Genomic DNA, 20,513 nt, shown 5'->3' with positions numbered 1-20,513 from the left:
TTCTTTCCTGACCGTTGTTGCTCATCCAAATGTCGCTCGATATCCACGCCTTTCATCAATGCCCCCTCTTTTCTTTGCACTACACGCTATTTACAAAAAACGCGGCCCGCAAAAAACATGGGCGTGGGGGGACGGATACTCAGAATGCGGAAAAAATAGGTGTTAGGCTTCTATCAAGCCAATACAGAAAGCGGTGCCAGTTGCCTTGGGCTACTCAATGACCTTGAAAAAGGGGGCTCCCGTCAAGCGGCGTCCTCTTTGTTGTTGATGGTGGCTCGGGGCTCAATTTACAGCTACGCCCCTAAACCCGGCATCAAGGTCCCCGATAAGATCTGGTAGATCCTCTATGCCCACCGATAGTCGAATCAGGCCATCGACGATGCCGTTCCTTTCGCGCATCTCCTTTGGAATAGAGGCGTGCGTCATAATGGCTGGGTGTTCGATTAAACTCTCAACACCACCCAGGCTTTCAGCTAATGAGAAGATCTTCACGTTCTCAAGGAAGGTGCGCGAGGCCTCTAGTCCGCCCCGCAGGATAGTCGTAATCATACCACCACCTGAGCGCATCTGTCGCTTTGCCACGGCATATTGTGGATGACTTGGTAGCCCAGGATAGATCACCCTTTCAACTAAGGGATGTTTTTCGAGGTATTCTGCTATCTGCAGCGCACTTGCAGCGCTACGCTCCATGCGAACTGCGAGGGTCTTTACACCGCGCAGAATAAGGAAGCAGTCAAAGGGGCTCGGCACCGAGCCGACGGCGTTTTGCAGAAACGCCAAGCGCTCTTTAAGCTCCAGGTTATCGCCTACCACGACGATCCCTCCGATTACATCGGAGTGTCCATTTATATACTTCGTGGCGGAGTGCAGAACGAGCGAGAATCCGTACTTAAGGGGGCTCTGTAGGTAGGGTGAGGCGAAGGTATTATCACAGACCGAGATAAGGCCAGCTTTTTGCGCAAAATCTCCAACCTGCTCCAGATCGACAATCTTTAGTAGTGGATTAGTTGGGGTTTCAATCCAGAGCATGCGGGTATTTGGCCTGCGCGCCTCGTCTAGCCTCGCCCGAACAGATTGGGGATCAGAGAGATCTACATAGGTAACCTCAAGACCAGCCGAGTGTTTTCGGACTCGCTCAAAGAGTCGATAGGTTCCGCCGTATAGATCGTCACCGGCGATGATATGGGAGTTCGCGGGTAGTAGATCTAGCACCGTTGCGCTAGCGGCAAGTCCACTTGAAAAGGCGAATCCGGCGCTGCCCCCCTCGAGGCTTGCCACACACTGTTCGTAGGCGTAGCGAGTGGGATTGTGTGAGCGCGCGTAGTCGAAGCCCTGATGCACCCCGGGGCTACGTTGTACGTAGGTTGAGGTTGCAAAGATAGGTGGAATAATCGCGCCGGTGGTTGCTTCAGGCTCCTGCCCGACATGCAGAGCCATAGTTGAAAAACCCATAGTTGAAAAACTAGCGGATTGAGAGCAGTCTTTATTTTTAGTCATCGTTCTTCCTGCGCAGATAATTAAGGTAGTCTATCTTAGTGATAAGTCCGATAAAGCGCCCCTCATGTACTACGATCGGAACCATATTACGCTCTAGAAGCGGCACCAGCGCGGATGGATCGGCGCTAGGGTGGAGGGTTTCAAGCTGTGTAGACATAAAGTCCTGTACGTTACGCGAGAACTGCGCTTTATCTGGGCTTGCGGCACTCAGCAGATCCCACTCATCGATAATACCGATTAGCTCCGTACCTATAAGGACCGGAAGTTGAGAGACCCCATGCGCCCGCATACGGGTGTAGGCTATAAGCAGGGTATCGCTAGGCTCTACGGAGATCGAGACTTTGTTGGTTATCAGGTCCCTTAGATCTCCGTAGTGCTCACCGGCTATTAGGCCCTGGTCGCGCATCCAGGTGTCGTCGAACATCTTTGTAATATAGCGATTTCCGGTGTCGCAGATAAAGGTAATGATCCGTTTCGGCGTTGTCTGCTCGCGGCAGTAACGCAGGGCTGCAGCAAGCAGTAACCCTGAGGATGTTCCGGCTAGGATACCTTCGCGTCTGAATAGCTCGCGTGCGAACTCGAAGCTCTCAGCATCACCTACCGAATAGCTTTTTTTAACCCGTGATAGATCCGATACCGGTGGGATAAAGTCTTCTCCCATGCCCTCAATTAGCCAGCTTCCAGATTCCTTTAGGAGCTCGCCGGTTTTGATATAGTGATCGAGGATTGAGCCCTTAGGATCGGCCAGCACCATCTCGGTCTGTGGTGAAACCTTGGCGAAGAAGCGCGAAAGCCCGGTCATCGTTCCACCTGAACCGACCCCACATACAACAGCGTCGATATGGTGCCCCATCTGCTCCCACATCTCTGGGCCGGTGGTTGCTTCATGCGCATCGGGATTAGCGCGATTGGCGAACTGATTTGCATAGAATGAGCCGGGGGTTTCAGCTGCGATACGCTCGGCGATATCCTGGTAGTAGGCCGGGTGCCCCCTTCCTACGTCGGAGCGTGTGATGATAACCTCAGCACCGAGGGCTCGTACGGTGCGCACCTTCTCCTGACTCATCTTGTCCGGAATAACGAGCAGTAACTTGTAGCCCTTCAAGGCCGCAACGAGGGCCAGTCCAAGGCCGGTATTTCCTGCCGTTGCCTCTATTATGGTGCCTCCAGGCATCAGTTCCCCTGAGCGCTCGGCCGCTTCGATCATAGCGAGCGCGATACGATCCTTGATAGAGCCGGTTGGGTTCTGGTTCTCAAGCTTTACGTATATCTCGCACCCCGCTGTATCGAAGTGGGTTAGTTGCAGGATGGGGGTATTGCCTATTAGGTCGAGCACCGAGGTTGTCATGAATCTAATTGTACCGCACACCCAGGCAGCTCGAAAGAAGATTCCTTTTAAGCTGCAACTATAAGGCGAAGCACTAACGCAGTACGGGGCGGTATCGTGAGTTTTATAGCTCCGCTAGCTGCAGTAACAAAAGGTGCGGCAGAAAAAGGTACAGAAAAAGGTACAGTAGCGTACTCGGTTTTGCAATCGATATGATTTGCACCACCATAGCACGCATTATCTGTATTGAGCGCCACCGTGTAGCGCCCCGGCTTAACCCATATCTCGCGATCTTGGCACGACCTATCTGGATGCAGATTAAATACAAATAATAGCCCTGCCCGCTCAAACACCAGGATCTTATCCTCTACGTGCTCGTAGTGCTTATAGGGCCACTCCTGCTCTAATAGCGCAGAGTCCTCGGCTAACTTCATCATGGCGCGGTCAAAATCCGCCAGGTAACGATATTTTAGATCTGGCGCATCCCGAAGGCTCCACTGCCTACGCGCATAGTGATACGACCAGTTGTTGCCCTCACGGGGAAAATCAACCCACTCCGGATGCCCGAACTCGTTCCCCATAAAGGTCAGGTAGCCGTGACCAGCAGTTCCGAGGGTAATCAGTCGGATAATCTTATGCAGAGCAATGGCACGATCTATAACAAAGCTCTGATCGCTCACCCCCATGTTCCAGTACATCTCCTGGTCAGCAAGCCAGAACATAACGGTCTTATCGCCAACTAGCGCCTGGTCATGCGACTCGGCGTAGTTAATGGTGCGCTCATCGGCGCGACGATTAGTAAGCTCCTGCCAGATCTGAGATACGTTCCAATCCTCGTCGCGGGTGTGCTTGAGGAGCTTAATCCAGTAATCAGGGATGCCCATCGCCAGACGATAATCAAAACCGACCCCGCCCTGCTCTATAGGTGCCGCAAGGCCTGGCATGCCGCTAACCTCCTCGGCGACAGTTATCGCATCGGGGCGAATTTCGTGAATAAGTGAGTTTGCAAGCGAGAGGTACGCCACGGCGTCCTCGTCTACGTTACCGCTAAAGTAGTGCTCGTATGATGATGCCCCAGAGCCAAGCCCGTGGTCGTGATAGATCATGCTCGTTACTCCGTCAAAGCGGTAACCATCGAACTTAAAATGGTCTAGCCAGTAACGACAATTAGAGAGCAAGAGATGTAGCGTCTCGCTTTTTCCGTAATCAAAGAGACGCGTATTCCAGGCAGGGTGCTCGCCGCGCGCCCCTTCGTGGAAATAGAGGGTGTAGCTTCCATCGAACCTACTTAGCCCTTCAAGTTCGTTCCTAACGGCGTGCGAGTGCACTAGATCCATAATCACCGCGATACCGAGGCCGTGTGCAGTATCGACTAGCTCCATTAGATCCTCCGGGGTGCCGAAGCGCGAGGATGGCGCGAAGAAATTTGAGACCTGGTAACCAAAGGAGCCGTAATATGGATGCTCCTGGACGGCCATCAGTTGAATCGTGTTGTAGCCTGCGTCTGCGATACGGGGAAGTATCCGCTCGGTAAACTCACGATAAGTTCCTACGCTGGCATCCTCCTGCGCCATACCAACGTGCGCCTCATAGATCCGGCGAGCGCTCTTTTGAACTCTAAAATTCGGATGTCTCCAACGATAGCTCTCAGTCGGCGCCCAGACCTGCGCACTAAAGAGCTTAGAAGTTGGGTCCTGAACAACCCGACGACAGAAGGATGGAATACGCTCTGCACAGATCTCACGACCGTGCTCATGCCAGAACATTAGTAGCTTATAGTGGTCACCGTGCTTAAGAGCCGAAAGTGGTAACGTGATATCCCAGCTGCTTTGGTCACGACGAACTAGGTCGTAACGTGAGTCCTCCTTCCAGCCAGTAAAGTCGCCGATAACTGTAATACGGGAGGCGTTCGGGGCGCGTTCACGCAAGATCCAGGCAGAGGACGTTTTGTGCAGCCCAAAGAACTCGTGCCCCTGGGCAAAGTCAACCAACGACATGCGGTCGCTGGTAATGCGTTGCTCGAAATCCTTAGCAAGGCGGCCACGGTATTCGATAGCGCCAGCGAAGGGAGCGAGCCAGCCATCGAGTTGAACTAGTTTAGGGGTCTCTGATGTCATATCCACTTAAGCATGCTAGCTCATTTTGTACTGCCTAGGGAGCCCAACAGTAGCGTAATAATGCTTAATTCAGCTACACTGTGAAAAGTTATGACAACAGATAAACCAAAGACCCAAGCCTGCCACATCCTTACCCTGATAAACGGAGAGACGGAGGAGCTTATGGATCTGATTGAAATCAAGGGTTTTGATCTCACTAAGTTCTGTGTGCAGTTCGATGTTCCGGTCGAGAGCGACCCGGAGATGCTCGATCGATATGCGGTAGGTCCCGATGATGCGCAGTTCGTAATCGACGCTATTGGAGTTGTTATAGCGTTTGATTTTGCGAAGTATGCCTACTTTATTGAGGCGGCCGAGCGGCACTGATTAGGTGCGGTTAGACAGGAGCAACACCGAGTGAGGCAAAGACACCCTCTTTAATCAAGCCACGAGCCTCTGCGCTTAGAGCATAGCTTGGCTGTGATCCCGGCATACGAAGACACTCAAGCATCCTTAGATCTACTATTGAGCGCAAAATCCGCTCGGTATCCTTACTCTTATCTTTGTTGGAGTCGGCTGCACTTAATGCAAGCTTTTGCGTAAGAAGATCGAGGGGAACGAATTCACCCTCCCGCGTATCTCGCATGTAGTTCATGGTAGCAGAGAAGCATTGCGTGACGGTTGGAGTTAGACTGAACCATTTAACTAACCTCTCGGCACGGGTGTCAGGTAGCGGGAGGTTTTCCAGGATCTCATTAACGCCGTAGCGGATCTGGTCAAGGGTTGTTGCGATCTTTCGAATATTTTGCGTCACATTAGCTATCTTTTCAGATAGCCTCGTCAGGTTGTCTTCATTTTTAAGATTGTTCAGTGCGTATAGGCCCAACTGAAGGGAGGCTTTAGCGTTCTCAATCTCTTGGTGAGAGAGCTTTAGATTAGGGTCGATATCTCTGCCCGCTGCCATATGCTACGTCCTTTGCTGGCTAATACGTTAATTATCCGGCCAAATCGGCATGTAGTAAAGGATCTTAGTTTCGATGGTGACCCATAAGGATAGATCCGGACTATTGAGCTCCATTATGAGGTTCTGACTGAGAGAATAGTTACTGGAACCCTTCTACCACGGCGTAGCATCATAATTTCGGTAAGTAACACAATTAACCCTACCGCAACTCCGTATATGAACGCTAAGTACTCGATAGAGCTAGGCAAGGATGAGGAGAAGGTAGCGCAGCTTTTAACCCGTGATGCCTGGGTCTACTTCACCAAGCTTATCTCACAGCGCGAAATATTTCACGTAAAGGATGTTCCGATGATGCCTCGCCGAGGGCTCTTTACGATCGCCTGCGATGAGGAGCTGCTGCATTACTACCTTAACTTTGCAACCGCATACACCGACGAGCTAACGCTTCTAGGTTGGTCTAAGCAGCAGATCTCTGCAGCCGCTCAGTCCTTTGTGATAAAGCTTGAAAACGCTACGGGGCTAAAACGGGGCGGCGATCTTCTAAACTCTCAGGTGGCGCACTAACCAACTATCTTAGTGTGTATAGCAATCCACTCAAGCGTGCACGCACCCTCATTTTCAAGCAGCTTAAGTTGTTGCTCTACGGCCGATGCCGCTGTTCCTCCCCTACTGGTTCTTCTATTAACAACGGTTTCAAGCGCGATTGCCTCGAAGATATCGGCTTCAAAGATAGGAGAGAGCTGCTTGTACTCATCAAGCGATAAGGCCTCAAGCCCCTTTCCCTCTGTAATACCGTAACGCACTAGCTTGCCCACCACCTCATGAGCCTCTCTGAATGGCAGGCCTTTTTTGGCGAGATAATCAGCCGCATCGGTTGCGTTGGTATAGCCAAGCTCCGCGCTAGCGCGCATTGATAGCGCGTTAATCTTACAGGTGCGGATCATATCCGCCGCTACCCTGAGCGATCCAAGTACGGTATCGACCGTATCGAATAGACACTCCTTGTCCTCTTGCATATCCTTATTATAGGCCAGGGGTAATCCCTTCATCACGGTTAGAATCGTAGTGAGCGCCCCGTATACCCTTCCGGTTTTGCCGCGTATGAGCTCGGCAAAGTCTGGGTTCTTTTTTTGCGGCATGATACTGCTTCCAGTAGAGAGCGAATCGTGCAGCTCCACAAAGCTAAATTCGCCCGTAGTCCAGAGCACCAGCTCTTCGCCGAGGCGCGAGAGGTGCATCATACAGGTAGCGGCACACGATATAAACTCGATAACAAAGTCACGGTCGCTAACAGCGTCCATGCTGTTCTCATAGAGCTCATCAAATCCTAAGAGCTCAGCAACCCGTTCCCGATTTATAGGGAATGTCGTTCCGGCTAGCGCACCTGCCCCAAGGGGTAGAATATTAACCCGTTTCCAGAGATCGGTAAGCCGCCCAATATCGCGCTGAAACATCTGCGCATATGCCAAGAGATGGTGCGAAAAAAGTACCGGTTGAGCCCGTTGCAGGTGCGTATACCCCGGCATAATAGCGGCAGGATTGGCGCGCGCCTGTCCGATTAGGCTCTCTTGTAAGAGTAGTAACGCCGAGACGAACTCAATAATCTGTGCTCGAACAAAGAGATGGCAATCCAATGCTACCTGATCGTTTCTGCTGCGCGCCGTGTGGAGCTTGCCTGCTAATGAGCCTATCTCCTCTGTCAGATAGCGCTCGATATTCATATGAATATCCTCATCTGAGATTCTAAACTCAATCTCTCCGCGCTCTAGCTTGGCGCGTACCTGACTTAGGCCCTGCTGAATGGTGCTGGATTCCTGTGCTGTGATAATGCCGGTTTCACCGAGCATCTGTGCATGCGCAATACTGCCCTGAATATCAAAGGGGGCGAGCCTGCAATCAAAGAGGATAGAGGCACCGAAAGCCTCTGCAAAACTATCCGCTGATTCTGAAAAACGACCACCCCAAAGCTTCTTCATAGCCCCCCCCCCTCTCAGTATTGAGGGAAGGTTATGACCAGCGCTTGATTTTTACAAGACGTCCCATTGGTACGCTCCCTTCTCGATTACGGAGTCCGCTAGTTTCAGAAGCTCTGTGTCGGCGTTCCGGTTTAGCTCTTTAAGGTTAGAGGATACCCGCTCCTTTGCCAGATGGGTATAAACCCGTGCAATAGCTAGCTCATCGCCGCAATTATCAACCCCTTTCTCTGTTATTATTGAACTTACTCGGGCCAGAACGCACATCCCCACAAAGAGGTCGATGGCGGAGTTGGCTATCCGTTTTGTAACGATCTGCTCCCCGATAATACCCTTTCCGTAGCGTTTAAGGGTCGCTTCGACCGCTTGGGCCAACTTTGCAATCCCCTGTTCAAGTACGAGCGCCTCACTTTTAAGGCTAGGCGCAATCTGCGAGAGCGAGCTTCGCCCAAGTGGTATCATCTGGCCTATCTTTTTACCGGCATACCCTGAGAGAAGGCCAAAGCCCTTAATAGGGTCGTTGAATATCCCACTAATTCCACGCGCAACATCCTTTAGGGCATCGCCAGCATCCTTCATTCCGGAAAGACCTATGTAGAGCCTAAGGATCTCGTTTGTACCTTCAAATATGCGGTTAATCCGACAGTCTCTTACAACTCGCTCATATGGGTAATCCTTCATAAAGCCGTTACCACCAGCGATTTGCAGCGCCTCGTCGGCAACTGTCCAGAGCGCCTCTGAAGCATAGACCTTGCTGATCGCAGCCTCGACTGAGAAATCCTCGCAACCGCTATCAACCAAACCACCCACAACGCTTACAACACTCTCGGAAGCGAAGCAGAGGGTCGTCATCAGCGCTATCTTCTCCTTAATCAGCTTGAAGTCTGAGATACTCTTTCCGAACTGCTTTCTCTGCGTAGTCTGGGCGATAGCTAGCTCGATTAACCTCTTCATCGCACCGACAGAGCCACCACCAAGTCCGGTTCTTCCGTTATTAAGCACCGCCATAGCGATCTTAAAACCCGCACCCTCCTCGCCTAGAACGCAGTTGGCAGGCACCTGCACATTATCAAAGCGGACAGTTGTAGTGCACGAAGCACGGATACCCATCTTGTTCTCTTTGGGGCCGTTAGAAACGCCGGGCCACTCACGCTCGACTATAAAGCCGGTAATCTTGCCGTGCGCAGAATCTGTTTTGGCCGTCTTTGCAAAGACCGTATAGAATCCAGCGATGCCGCCGTTAGTGATCCAGATCTTCTCACCGTTTAAGCTCCAGGAGCCGTCCTCGTTCTTTGTTGCGTGTGTTTTAATCGCAGCCGCATCGGAACCTGCGCCAGCCTCCGTCAAGCAGAACGCTGCTATTAGCTCCCCAGAGGCTAGACGTGGCAGATAGCATTTTTTTTGCTCCTCCGTTCCAAAGAGGAGTAGCGCCTTCATTCCTATGGAGCTATGCGCGCCTATGGTGAGCGAGCTCGAGGCATCGTAGCGACTTGTTTGCTGTAGCACCCTTGAGTAGCCCGAATTAGATAGTCCAAGGCCCTCGAACTCGCTCGGTATGATTAGCGAGAATAATCCTAGAGCCTTTAACTCATCTATGTACTCAGATGTTTGCTCTCCGGTTTCATCGAACTTCTTAAATAGCGCACCCTTATCGGCCATAAACCGATCTACGGACTCTATCACTAGTGCAAGGGTTTCGCGCTCAGCCTGCGAAATCTGCGGAAATGGAAAGAGACTAGAATCGCGAACTTCACCGAGAAAAAGGCCCTTAGCGGGGCTAAGCTGTTCCTGCGGCGTTGAATGAGATCGTGACATGTTTCGTTATTTCCCTTTTAGTAAAAATCGGGTCATACGGGTGAAGATATCACCCTGCTTAGTTGCAGCGCCGTGACCACCCTCGGTCCATAGATACTTAGCACGGGGCCAACCTTGGCGCAGGAGCGCAATTTGCGAGCGGGTTACCAGATGATCCCCCGTAGCGCGGATAACCATAATGGATTCCTGAGCCGTTTTAGGGCTAAACGAGAGCGGATTATGGTCAGAGAAGAGATCGCGTAGTAACGATAGGCTTAGCTCGGGCGGAATGGGGCCGTTATCGGCATATTTACGCTTTAAAAGCTCCCAGGCCATGTCCCCCATCGAAACTAACGGCACAACCAACACGGTTCTGTGAAGATTATCTAGAGCGCTCCAAAGCGCCCCTACATAGGCGCCTAGACTCATACCTATACAACATATCTGCGAGTGTCCCTGTCGCTCTAGAAATGCACTGAGGCTCCGCAGGTCGTGCAGGGCGTGCGCCATGGCCACACAGGTGCGGATCGGATCTGCACTAGGAAAAAGGGGCACCCCTTCCGGAGCGTTGCTCGGCATTCTACGCCCATGAAACGGCAGCTCTACGAGAGCTACGTTGCATCCGAGTGAAAAGTAGAGTCCTGGCAGAAATGCGAGCGAGTTTACACGTTGGTCGCCCATCGTCCAGCCATGTATCGCAACGATAGTTGGTCTAGGCTCGCTCCGATCCGTATGCTCCCAGAGCCGCACATGAGAGATCTGATTCTCTTCAATCAACTGATAATCGCAATCGTGTTGCCAGTTACTCGCAGGAAAATGAGAATCAAATGCTAGGTCAACCACCCTACCGTTCGGAAATCCGTGAATTGGAACTACATGCGGCTCAAGCGTAGCTGTTGGGGCAGCGAGAAGTTCGCTCAGTGCGCCCTCTGTGCGTAGTTTGAGTAGCTTTGTGCGGTACTCAAGCAGGGTCTGCGGATCAAGGCCGGGCGCAAAGGTATCAAGGCGTACGTTATCAAGGTTTCGACCGAGCTTAGAGAGTACGCGCTCTAAGGCTCCCCCTCCGAGCATAGTAAGCCGCTCAACATCGCTTAAGCGGGCGTCGTTACGGCCGTTAAGGATGCAGTAGTCTGAAACTGTATCGTGTGCGCGTGTATCGTTTTTAGCCACTAAAAATGCATCTCCTAACTATAGGATGTCGCAGGGTAAGTCTCGGACTTGCCAAGATTTACGCTCGCAGTAAATGGATCTAAACTCTATCCATGTACAATTATAGCAGCTTGGAGTTGAGCGTGGGTAATTACGTTAACTAGCTGGTTTAATTGATACTATTACGGTATTGTCTGCAACAGAGAGCTCCGAAAGCCTATCAAGCAATGTCCCTCCAGCAGCAGCAGCCCCTCCACCAGTGGATAGTGTCTCCGGGTCAGTTGCCGCAGCCGTAATTGCGCCTGAGATCCACTCGGCCGCTGCAATAAGGGCGGTGCTCTCTACAGATCTGCCGTTAAGGTTAAGTTCGCTTAGCTCGACTGTAATGGCCCCTGTAACGAGTGCAATCTTTCCACGGGCCGATCCAAATGCGTACCTTTCCATCGCCTCTCCGAGCAGAACGCTTGCATAGGAGTCTTGAAAGAGTTGGCTTAGCTTAAAAGAGAAGCGCGCAACGATCTCTCCCCTTTCTGGATATATTTCAGCAAACTTAGCGAGGGACGAGCTCGCTACAGCAGCTAGTATCTCCCCCTTTGAAAATTCAAAGGTGCCGCTTGTGCCCTTATCTGAGAGCACCCGTGTTAATTCATTAACCTTGCCTTGGGCTGCGTTCTGCATGGGCGTGCTAGCCGCGGCGCTCAGCTCAAAGGGCGCAGCACTGGTTGAGGTGTACGTATCGACCGCGTTACGCATACTGGTAAGAATGTAGTACCCGATCACCGAGAGCACGGTAATAAGTATCCCTAGAGCGATTAGGCACCCGTAACCGAGACATCCGCCACGAGGGCCCTGGGAGGTATTGTTTTCGACCATGCTTATTATAGTCCCTGCAGCGCTTTGGTAGTATCTATCCCGAAGGCGCAGCTACGGACGGCCCCAACGTCAGAATCGCCCAACTGCCTTACGCACCGTTGGCAGCGCTCAATGCGCGAGAATATCTCTCCGTCAGCGCGCCACTTTTCGCAGCGCTGACGAGGAGTCAGCGAGCATGCGGAGAACGTTAGGCTTACGGTAGCTAGTAGGATAAAAAAGAGGGTTTTCATATCGCATCTTTAACATGTTTTTAACTCTTCGGGACAGATGCCAAGAGTTAACTTTTTAGCGGTTGATAGAGAGGGGTTAATTGCTAAGCTGTCATCCCTTTTTTACGGCGCGCTCCAACATCTCATGCATTAATCTTTGATATGGAAGCCCCTTGGATTTGGCTAGTTTTTTCAACCTCTGTAAAAGGTTTGGCGCTACTCGCAGGGCAATTAATTGCTTTGCAGAGCCTGTTCTTGGTCGACCAACTCTGCGCGCTCCTAAGAGCTGTTCGCTGGTCAGTTCAGGGATATCTGAGAAGTTAATTTCTTTGTCCGGCATATGCCTTCCTTTCTTTTCTTGATGTTTGCCGCGCGCTGATAATGCGGATCGTTTCGTTGCCATTCTGATGTCTCCGAACTGTAAATATTACGGTTAAGGTCCGAGCCTTGTCTGATCCACCTATAATAAACCGCCTCTCCTCTTTCTCGGAGTGTCTTATGTCAAGCCCCTCAAGAGCCTGCGTATCTTCAAATACCGAGCAGGCCTCCATGAACGACACCTTATGCTTTAGGAGGTTAATGGCAGCTTTTGCTAAGTCCCATGAGAACATATTAGCGTATATACATTAATTAGGCGAGTATTTTCGGCTGTTACCCTTCGATTGTAGAGCTATGGCCGCCTAATATATCGAAACTGTCGAGGATTTGTTTCGGTTTTGATGGAGCGAAGCACTGGGGATAGGACTAGCGCCCTATAGCATCTCAAGCGCCTGCATCAGCTCTTCTCGAGATATTCCAGCAGAGTCTGTGGGTATTGAGATCTCAGCTTGCCTGATGTCCCCCAGTATCTCCGCCTGACGCTGCTCCTTTCTTCTCAGGTTCCAGTGTATTATCTCATCAACCTTGCATCCAAGTAACGAGATAACGTTAACGGTACCCCGTTGTCCGATACGGTGAATGCGGTCCACCGATTGCATCCAGTGCTCGGCGTTCCAGGTCTTGTCGATATACACTGCAGTTTGAGCAGCCGTTAGGGTTATCCCTACACCACCAGCCGCCGGAATTGCTACCAGGATTCGAATCTGATCGCCCTCCTGAAAGGCTTTAACGGTCAGGTCCCGCGCCGCCGCCGACACCTCGCCGCTAAATGGCGCAGCACCGAGATCCTTATAGCGCTCGCACAGCTCACGAACGTTCCCGAGATAGTTCGTCCATAAGACTATCTTCTGCCCCTGCTCACGAACAACCTCGTTTACGATCTCATCTAGCTCAAGGAACTTGGCGGGCTCCCCCTTCCATCCCGGGTCGATTAAACGGGGGTTCGAGGAGACCTGCACGGCGCGCAGATACTCCTCAAGGATATTTGTAATCTCGCGCACGAACTGCTCCCCGGTAATGGTGCGCATGCGAAGGATTAGTCCCTCACGGATCTCTTCGTAACGCTCCAGTTGGCTTCCACTAAGCTCGACCTCGCGCAGCGAGAAGGTTTTTTCGGGTAAATTAACCACGCGCTCCTTTCGTCTCCGCAGTAAGATCTCTTGCGCCCGAAGGATACTCTCGTTTACCTCATCATCGCGCCATTTTTTTACGGCGAAATCGCTAAACTCAGTTCCAAGCTCAGCTACCCGATCGAGCCATTTATAAAAGCTCCTGCCGAAGCGCTCTCCACCATCAAGAATTCGTAGCTGCGCCCACAGGTCGCTCACATCTTTCGGTGCCGGAGTGCCACTTAACAGCACCCGCCTATCGCAGCTCGGCGCTATCTCGTTTAGGGCTTTAAAGGTCTTAGCTGTTGGGTTTTTAACCCTCTGTGATTCATCAAGCGCTAGCAATGTACGGCGCTCAGAGGCGAGTCGCTGCAACTCCGGCATAACGTAGGAAAGTCTCACCCCCTCGTAGTTTACAATCACTACGTCGGTTTCAAGCGCCCCTGAATTAAGCATTCGAAGGGTCCAGGCTTTTGTGCCCTTGTCCCCGGTTAGCGCAGTAGCTTTTAGCTCTGGAAACCACATGGAGATCTCGCGCAGCCAGTTTCTGACTAGCGAGTTGGGGCAAGCAACCATGAGTAGCGAGAAGCTATCTGTACGCCTTAGTGTCACATAGTAGGAAAGCACTGAGAGGGTCTTACCAAGCCCCATATCATCACCCAGAAAGGCGTAGGGTGTTTGCTGGAGCCACTGAATAGCAACCCGTTGGTGCGGAAAAAGGCGCAGCGCATTCTCTCGCTCAAGGCCAACTAGAGCCTCAGCCGGCACATCTTCAAGGGAGCCGAAAAAGGCCGAACGCTCCCGCAGAGTCATGCGTCTTGCAACATCACGCTCAAGGCGCTCGAACGATTCACTGCGGGGGATCTCTCCTAATCCGTGCACCTCGCAGAGATGCCGCATCTCAGCTACAACCGAGACGAGCTGCGAATCTGGTAGCTCGGCAAATATCACCCGCCCCCCCTTGGCATAGGTGGTGTCTAGCAGCTCCGATAGTCTGGTCAGGGTTAGATCTCGCAGCTCACTTTCAGGTTCTAGATTTATAACCAGCACCCCGCGCCCAGAAGTGGCGGTCTTCCATAGAAGTGGGCAGTCGAGCACATCAACCACAACATCGTCGAGCGGACCCTGAGAGCTCGATACCTCCCTGAGTAAAGATTCGCGCCGCTCGGCGAGTACTCGGGTAACCTCTTTCGTTAGCCAGACAGTAAAAGGTAGCGATCCTAGACGGGACGAGAGCGCTAAGAGCCCCCGCATATCGAGCACAAAGGGCTTCTGTCCAGAGCGCCTCTGTACGCCAGGAAAAGCCAACTTAAACTGCTCCGCGGTAAAGTAACACGGTCGAAAGGTGTCCGGTTCCTCCTGTAGCTCGGTAATAAACGGAGTAAGTAGGGCTGCAGAGAGATCCTCACCACCAAAGGATCCCGGTGCGGCTAGTATGCTCCTACGCAAGGGCCCTGAACCAGCTAGCGCTGCACCGGCAACAAGATCTATCGCAAAGGAGCTTTTGGCATCCCTCAGCAGTTTAAGGAATGGTGTCAGTCCCTCTACCGGTAGGACATAGGCCCCGTCTTGCAGGGAGTAGAGCGCCGACTCGGTTTTTTTTAAGATCTTGTGCGCCTGTGAGCCGATGCGGGCAAGGATGCGCAAGCGCCTACGCTCTACGGCGAAGCGCACGATCAGATCTACCCGAACGGAGGCGATTACCCCCTCATCTACCGCAAATGGGTTCGCTCTAAGCTGCTCCATCGCCTGATCATGTGGGATGATAGCGGCGTTATCGCCAGCGAGTGCGTTAATAACCTGCTGGGCGGGAAAGGCCGTACATGCACGAACCGTTGCGATAAGCTCTGCTGGAACGCTCCAGCTTTTATCGAGCGGGTCGTAGCGCGCGCCGAGCATAGCCTTAACCGCCTGAACACGCTCCGGGGAGTACTCGAAATCAAGGCGTAGCAGCGCACCCTCTCTAAAGATCGAGAGGACGGGGCCCTGATTACGCCGCCATGGGGGGATTTTTCTAGGTTTACGGGGTGCTGGCATACCGTATTTATCGTGCCACAGAATAACTAGACAACATAGCTATGTAGTAATAGCTATGAAGACAATATCGGCTCCCCTTATAAAAAGTTGCCCTATACACTCTATTGAGTCAGCGCGGCTCACACGTTATACCCTACACATGGCGGCGCTAACTATATCTAAGGTCTCAAAGAGCTTTGGGCCTCAATCGGTACTCTCTGAGATCTCGCTTGAGATCAGTTCTGGAGAGTTCTTCTTTATCCTGGGACCCTCCGGTTGCGGAAAGTCCACCCTGCTCCGTATTATAGCCGGGCTTGAGCGAGCCGATGGGGGTACCATTGCGATAGATGGTGCGGTAGTTAACTCAGTGCCCCCGCAGAAACGTGGGATCGGGATGGTCTTTCAGCACTATGCGCTCTGGCCGCACATGACGGTTGCGCAGAACGTTCGATTCGGACTAGAGGTGCAGCGACTCTCTCAGGATGAGCAACGATTACGCATGAATGATGCGCTCGAAGCGGTTCGTATGCTGGGTTTTGAGCACCGCTATCCGCACGAGCTCTCAGGCGGTCAGCAGCAACGGGTGGCGCTAGCAAGAGCCCTGGCATTACAGCCAAGGGTTATCCTAATGGATGAGCCGCTCTCTAATCTTGACGCCCGATTACGAGACGAGATCCGGGCTGAGCTACTAGCGCTACACCGCGAGCTAAAGTTGACTATTATATATGTAACGCACGATCAGGAGGACGCCCTGGCGCTTGCCACCCGTATGGCTATTCTAAACGCCGGACAGCTCGTGCAGCTCGGTACCCCTCAGGAGCTTTACCGCCATCCTAGCTCGCCCTTTGCGGCACGCTTTCTGGGGGAGGCTAATCTGTTAGCGGTTGCGATCGGCGAAACGAATGGGCGCGGATTGGGGGTCGCAACGCTTGTCGACGAGGTTGGGATTACGGTTCAGATTGCAACCCTGCCTAGTGCGCCTAGCTCTGGACTGCTCTGTGTTAGGCCCGAGTCGATTCAGATCTATAAGCCGGACCAAGTAGCCTCTATTGGGGGCATTGAGGCTAAGGTAACGCGTGTCACCTATCACGGCTCATACGAGGACTTTGAGCTCTTGGTGGGCTCCTCCACGCACATTAAGGGTCGTGCCATGGGTGCTGGGCGAAGTAATGGTCTAGCTACTGGCGATCAGGTTTCAATTGGCTGGGAGCCTTCGGAGGCGACCTTGATATCAGATGTAAAGTGAGCGAAGTTACCTAGAAGCCGATTCCTATCTTGGTGGAGGGGGCGCTGCGTGCTCGGTTATAGACCAAGATTAGTTGGGGCTGACCATCGTCGGTGACCGTAACGGTACTGGGAGACGTTTTAAATTGACGCTTGGGGAGATTCTCCCCGTTGCGGCTCAGTCTCTCAATCTTTACGTCATAGGTTCCGCTCGAAACACTCTTTGAGAACACACCATCTTTATCGACCTTGATTCGTAGCGACTTTCCTAAGCTGGATTTGATTGACAGTGTGCCAGATAAAGGAACGATTACAGTCATACACTCGGTGGAATCGTCCGACTCCAGGCTGCACGGCGAGGATGCGATCATCTGCCCTGAGAAGTTGTTTTGAGCTAGGCAGGGGGCGGCAGCCACTATACAAGTAGCCATAAGAAAGGATAAAACTCCACAGTATCTATATGATGCTTGTTTCAGTAACATATTGTGCTCCTATAAAGTTATGACTAAACACCGCCTCTATCCCTGGGCTCTTGCGGCGTTCCTCATACTCTTTATGCTGTATCCGCTCTCACATGTGCTCTTACGGGCTGTAATTGTTGGTGGTGAGCCCTCCCTGAGCTTTCTTCTGCTGATGATCAGCACGGAGTACTACCGAGAGGCGCTCTTTAACAGCCTAAACCTGGCTATCGTTGTCACCCTGCTCTGCTCCCTTATCGCCTACCCGTTAGCATTTATCTTGGCTCGCTATCGGTTCCGTGGAAGTGGTTGGATTCACTCCCTACTGTTACTACCCCTAGTTATCCCCCCCTTCGTGGGAGCGCTCGGGTTTCGGCAGCTCTTTAGTCGCTTCGGCAGTGTGAACGTATTGCTACTTAACCTTGGCATCATCGATAGCCCGATAAACTGGCTAGGGGCCGGTGGGGTCTTGGGGGTGATAGTCTTGCAGACTATTCATCTGGTTCCGATCCTCTACCTTAGTATCAGCGCCTCTCTCCAAAACGCACACCAGGCCCTTGAGGAAGCTGCACTTATGGCAGGCGCCTCACGTTGGCGCACCGCTCGTAAGATTATCGTTCCACTCTCCTTTCCTGGTTGGTTCGCCGGTGCTGTGCTCGTATTTATCGGAAGCTTTACCGACCTCGGTACACCGCTTATCTTTGAGTACCGCAAGACCATCTCTGTGCAGATCTATAATATGCTAGCCGATGTGAATGAGAATCCGGTCGGCTACTCCTTTATCCTCTTTACCTGCATGCTGTGCATCTCGCTCTTTCTTCTCTCTAAGGCATCCCTTCTAAGTGGAGCCTTTGCACACCATGGGCGTTCGCGCGAGGGGCGCTTGGCGCACAAACTTTCGCCGAAGCGAGAGGTGTTATGCCAGATAGCGTTTTTTACCTACGCATTTGCGGCTATCGTACCGCAGATATCTGTGATCCTAATAGCGCTTTCAGATGAGTGGTTTATGTCGGTCCTACCTGGGCGCTGGACCATCAGCCATTTTATAGAGGTGCTGCAGCATCCGATGACAAGCCGTAGCCTATTTAACAGCCTGTGGCTTAGCTTTACGGCTAGTATCCTTACGGTTGTAATAGGATTCCTTACAGCGTATCTGATCGTTCGGGTGGGCGGCGTGACCGGAGTTGTGTTTGAATCGCTCTCGATAGTGCCGCTCGCTGTGCCAGGGATAGCCTTTGCTTTTGGATATATCGGGGCATTCTCGGGCACGATCTTAGACAATCGAATAAATCCATTCCCGCTTCTGATCGCGGCCTACGTCGTGCGGCGTATGCCGGCGATGGTGCGCTCTGCCAGTGCCGGACTGCAGGAGGCGAGTAGGTCGCTTGAGGATGCTGGACTTATGGTCGGAGCGTCCCCGTGGCATATCTCGCGCAAGATCGTTTTCCCCCTTATAGGTAAGCACCTCTTCGTAGGCGCAATCCTAACCTTCGCCTACTCCATGATCGAGGTGAGTGATGGATTGTTATTAGCCCTTGAGGAGCGCTTCTATCCGATCTCAAAGGCTATCTATGCCCTGATGGGAAGGCCGGATGGTATGGAGGTAGCTGCGGCTTTAGGCGTTATCGTTATGTTGGTTATGACCGGCGCTTTCTTTCTTGCGGAGCGCCTGACTGCTCAGTCTGCGCTAAAACGCTCTATAATGGCTATTGGATTTTCGGCTGCCTTGCTGGCCAGTCGGCCCTGCTTAGCCGAGCAGGATGAGCTGGTATTGGTGAGCTCGCACTGGGAGGGGATTAAGCGTGAGTTTGAATGGGCATTTACAGAGGAGTGGCGGGCCAAGACCGGCCGCGAGGTAAGGCTACGCTGGCTTGATATAGGAGGAACCTCCGATATCGTTAAGTACCTTAGGTCGCAGTATAAGCGCGATGATAAGCGGGTTGGGGTTGATCTGCTTTTTAGTGGTGGGGTTGATGTATTTCTTGAGCTAGCACGCGATCAAATCCTGCAGCCAGTAAAGCTCGATTCAAAGATCCTTGCGGCTATTCCCCCGGGTATTGCTGGCGTGCCGCTTTACTCTCCAAAAGGTGAGTGGTTCTCGGCGGCCCTCAGCACCTTCGGGATCGTGTACAATAAAGTCGCTGTAGCGCGTCTAGGTTTGCCAACACCAACAACTTGGGCCGATCTAGCGAAGCCTGAATATTTCGATCTGGTTGGTGCTGGAGATCCGCGTAAGAGCGGAAGTATGCACGCCATGTACGAGATAGTGCTGCAAGGTTATGGATGGAGGGATGGGTGGCAACTTCTGCAACGTATCTCTGGAAACGTTAGGAACTTCTCGGGTGGTGCGAGTCAGATCGGTAAAGAGGTTGCGAGCGCCGAGATGGTGTATGGAATCGCTATCGATACCTACGGTGGCGAGATCCTAAGGCGCTTCGGTTCCGATCGGATCGCCTTCGTTGTTCCCAGCGATTATCCTGCTATTAATGGAGATGGGATCGCTGTTCTTCGTAACGCACCACACCCCGAACTTGCCAAGGCTTTTATAGAGTTCGTACTCTCAGAAAAGGGGCAGAGGCTATTTTATGCGAAACTTGGTCAACCTGGCGCTCCACGTCGCTTTGAGATCGGAAAGCTCACAGTACGTCCAGATTTATACGGGCGGGTAGAGCCAGCCAGCGTAGTTGCGGTGAATCCGTTCGAATGGGACGCAGTTGTTCCGTACCAAGCCGCGCTAGCAGCGCAGCGCTGGAACCTCGTTAACGATCTCTTTGGGGCCTTTATTATCGACGTTCACGATCGCCTTGTGGGGGCAGCCAAAAGAGCTAGAACTGGCCCGAGTCAACTTAGTGGCATCCCTATATCAGAGCATGATGCAGCACTTCTTATGGCGCGCGGCTCCTGGGGAGATGATTCGAAGCTTCGTAGCGAGAAGTTGCAGGAATGGGGTGAGTTGGCCAGGAGGCAGGGATTTCTAGAGCCCTCTACGGCGGTGACCCTTGCATGGGTACCCTCGGCCTTACTTGGAGTGCTGCTTCTATTTGGCCTAGTGCGGCGGATACGGAGGAACGCTGGACGCTAGAAAGGCGTTACATCTCTAACTAAGCCTACGCTAACGCCCCCATCCCTATGACTACGGTGCCGTCCGCGCCCCGCGCCCACCGTAGGAGCTGCTGCGCGCGGTATCGGTGCTGGAAGCCTCTGCACGATCAGAGGTACGAGCGTAAGTGCTACTTTGTGAATAATAACCGCCCCGAAAACCGATTCCAGACGCAGTAGTTGCTGCGGGCCAATTAGTAACGTTAGCCCTTCCATTCGTATCAACCTCTCCGTTACCGTGCAGTCCGGTAAAGGCGCGCCCATCTGAGTTTCCTACCGTAACGGTCCGCTCAGATAGGTTTCCACTTAGCTCTAACGCTCCGTAATACCCAGCCCCAGCGCTGGCG

General features: G+C 52.4%; 18 protein-coding genes. 4 read left to right on the top strand and 14 right to left on the bottom strand.

Going from position 1 to position 20,513, the window contains the following annotated elements:
* Positions 1-282: 282 nt before the first annotated feature.
* From NTV65_06795 to NTV65_06785, 3 genes are read right to left on the bottom strand one after another with little or no spacing between them, the layout of a single operon-like run.
* Positions 283-1,497 carry a PLP-dependent aspartate aminotransferase family protein gene (locus NTV65_06795; GenBank protein ID MCX6114904.1) on the bottom strand — a complete coding sequence of 405 codons (1,215 nt, stop codon included), beginning with the start codon at positions 1,495-1,497 and terminating at the stop codon, positions 283-285.
* Entirely contained in the window at positions 1,490-2,845 is a 1,356-nt protein-coding gene (locus tag NTV65_06790; protein MCX6114903.1) for a cystathionine beta-synthase, read from the bottom strand. Before NTV65_06790 ends, NTV65_06795 begins: the two co-directional genes overlap by 8 nt.
* Before the next feature lie 47 nt (positions 2,846-2,892).
* On the bottom strand, positions 2,893-4,941 hold the full coding sequence (locus NTV65_06785; protein ID MCX6114902.1) for an alpha amylase C-terminal domain-containing protein: 2,049 nt from the start codon (positions 4,939-4,941) through the stop codon (positions 2,893-2,895).
* 90 nt (positions 4,942-5,031) lie between these two features.
* Here NTV65_06785 and NTV65_06780 point away from each other — a divergent pair, with 90 nt between their 5' ends.
* Complete coding sequence (locus NTV65_06780) at positions 5,032-5,307, top strand: hypothetical protein (GenBank protein MCX6114901.1); 276 nt, start codon at positions 5,032-5,034, stop codon at positions 5,305-5,307.
* A 10-nt stretch (positions 5,308-5,317) separates the two neighbouring features.
* Here the strand turns inward: NTV65_06780 and NTV65_06775 are convergent, their stop codons facing one another.
* Positions 5,318-5,884: a hypothetical protein gene (locus tag NTV65_06775; GenBank protein ID MCX6114900.1), complete on the bottom strand. Its 567-nt coding sequence runs from the start codon at positions 5,882-5,884 to the stop codon at positions 5,318-5,320.
* Between the two features lie 216 nt (positions 5,885-6,100).
* Here NTV65_06775 and NTV65_06770 point away from each other — a divergent pair, with 216 nt between their 5' ends.
* Positions 6,101-6,448 (top strand): hypothetical protein, encoded by a 348-nt coding sequence (locus NTV65_06770; GenBank protein MCX6114899.1) that lies wholly within the window; start codon positions 6,101-6,103, stop codon positions 6,446-6,448.
* On the opposite strand, the gene argH is transcribed toward NTV65_06770, so the two are convergent.
* The 8 genes from argH to NTV65_06730 form a co-directional block, all read right to left on the bottom strand.
* The gene (gene argH / locus NTV65_06765) at positions 6,445-7,860 is read right to left on the bottom strand and encodes an argininosuccinate lyase (protein MCX6114898.1); all 1,416 of its coding nucleotides are present in this window, start codon (positions 7,858-7,860) and stop codon (positions 6,445-6,447) included. The genes NTV65_06770 and argH overlap by 4 nt on opposite strands.
* Before the next feature lie 51 nt (positions 7,861-7,911).
* A complete protein-coding gene (locus NTV65_06760) occupies positions 7,912-9,672 on the bottom strand; it encodes an acyl-CoA dehydrogenase family protein (protein MCX6114897.1) in 1,761 nt (586 codons plus the stop codon).
* Positions 9,673-9,678: 6 nt separating this feature from the next.
* Positions 9,679-10,821, bottom strand: a complete 1,143-nt coding sequence (locus tag NTV65_06755) for an alpha/beta fold hydrolase (protein ID MCX6114896.1) — start codon at positions 10,819-10,821, stop codon at positions 9,679-9,681.
* Positions 10,822-10,956: 135 nt separating this feature from the next.
* Positions 10,957-11,673 (bottom strand): hypothetical protein, encoded by a 717-nt coding sequence (locus NTV65_06750; GenBank protein MCX6114895.1) that lies wholly within the window; start codon positions 11,671-11,673, stop codon positions 10,957-10,959.
* 5 nt (positions 11,674-11,678) lie between these two features.
* The gene (locus tag NTV65_06745) at positions 11,679-11,903 is read right to left on the bottom strand and encodes a hypothetical protein (GenBank protein ID MCX6114894.1); all 225 of its coding nucleotides are present in this window, start codon (positions 11,901-11,903) and stop codon (positions 11,679-11,681) included.
* Between the two features lie 91 nt (positions 11,904-11,994).
* Positions 11,995-12,222, bottom strand: a complete 228-nt coding sequence (locus NTV65_06740) for a CopG family antitoxin (GenBank protein MCX6114893.1) — start codon at positions 12,220-12,222, stop codon at positions 11,995-11,997.
* Positions 12,203-12,493, bottom strand: a complete 291-nt coding sequence (locus tag NTV65_06735; GenBank protein ID MCX6114892.1) for a BrnT family toxin — start codon at positions 12,491-12,493, stop codon at positions 12,203-12,205. Before NTV65_06735 ends, NTV65_06740 begins: the two co-directional genes overlap by 20 nt.
* Before the next feature lie 141 nt (positions 12,494-12,634).
* A complete protein-coding gene (locus NTV65_06730) occupies positions 12,635-15,406 on the bottom strand; it encodes a DEAD/DEAH box helicase (GenBank protein ID MCX6114891.1) in 2,772 nt (923 codons plus the stop codon).
* A gap of 55 nt (positions 15,407-15,461) precedes the next feature.
* On the opposite strand from NTV65_06730, the gene NTV65_06725 reads away from it, so the two are divergent.
* The gene (locus NTV65_06725) at positions 15,462-16,631 is read left to right on the top strand and encodes an ABC transporter ATP-binding protein (GenBank protein MCX6114890.1); all 1,170 of its coding nucleotides are present in this window, start codon (positions 15,462-15,464) and stop codon (positions 16,629-16,631) included.
* 10 nt (positions 16,632-16,641) lie between these two features.
* On the opposite strand, the gene NTV65_06720 is transcribed toward NTV65_06725, so the two are convergent.
* Positions 16,642-17,040, bottom strand: coding sequence for a hypothetical protein (locus NTV65_06720; protein ID MCX6114889.1), 399 nt, complete (start codon positions 17,038-17,040; stop codon positions 16,642-16,644).
* Positions 17,041-17,110: 70 nt separating this feature from the next.
* Between NTV65_06720 and NTV65_06715 the strand changes: the two genes are divergently transcribed.
* Complete coding sequence (locus tag NTV65_06715; protein ID MCX6114888.1) at positions 17,111-20,149, top strand: extracellular solute-binding protein; 3,039 nt, start codon at positions 17,111-17,113, stop codon at positions 20,147-20,149.
* Positions 20,150-20,200: 51 nt separating this feature from the next.
* Here the strand turns inward: NTV65_06715 and NTV65_06710 are convergent.
* On the bottom strand, positions 20,201-20,513 hold a 313-nt coding region (locus tag NTV65_06710; protein MCX6114887.1), incomplete at its 5' end, for a hypothetical protein.

The sequence above is a fragment of the Pseudomonadota bacterium genome, from assembly GCA_026390555.1.
Taxonomy (GTDB): Bacteria; Bdellovibrionota_C; UBA2361; order UBA2361; family OMII01; genus OMII01.
The sequence above is the reverse complement of the archived record's forward strand: the minus strand, read 5'-3'. Positions and strand labels throughout refer to the sequence as shown.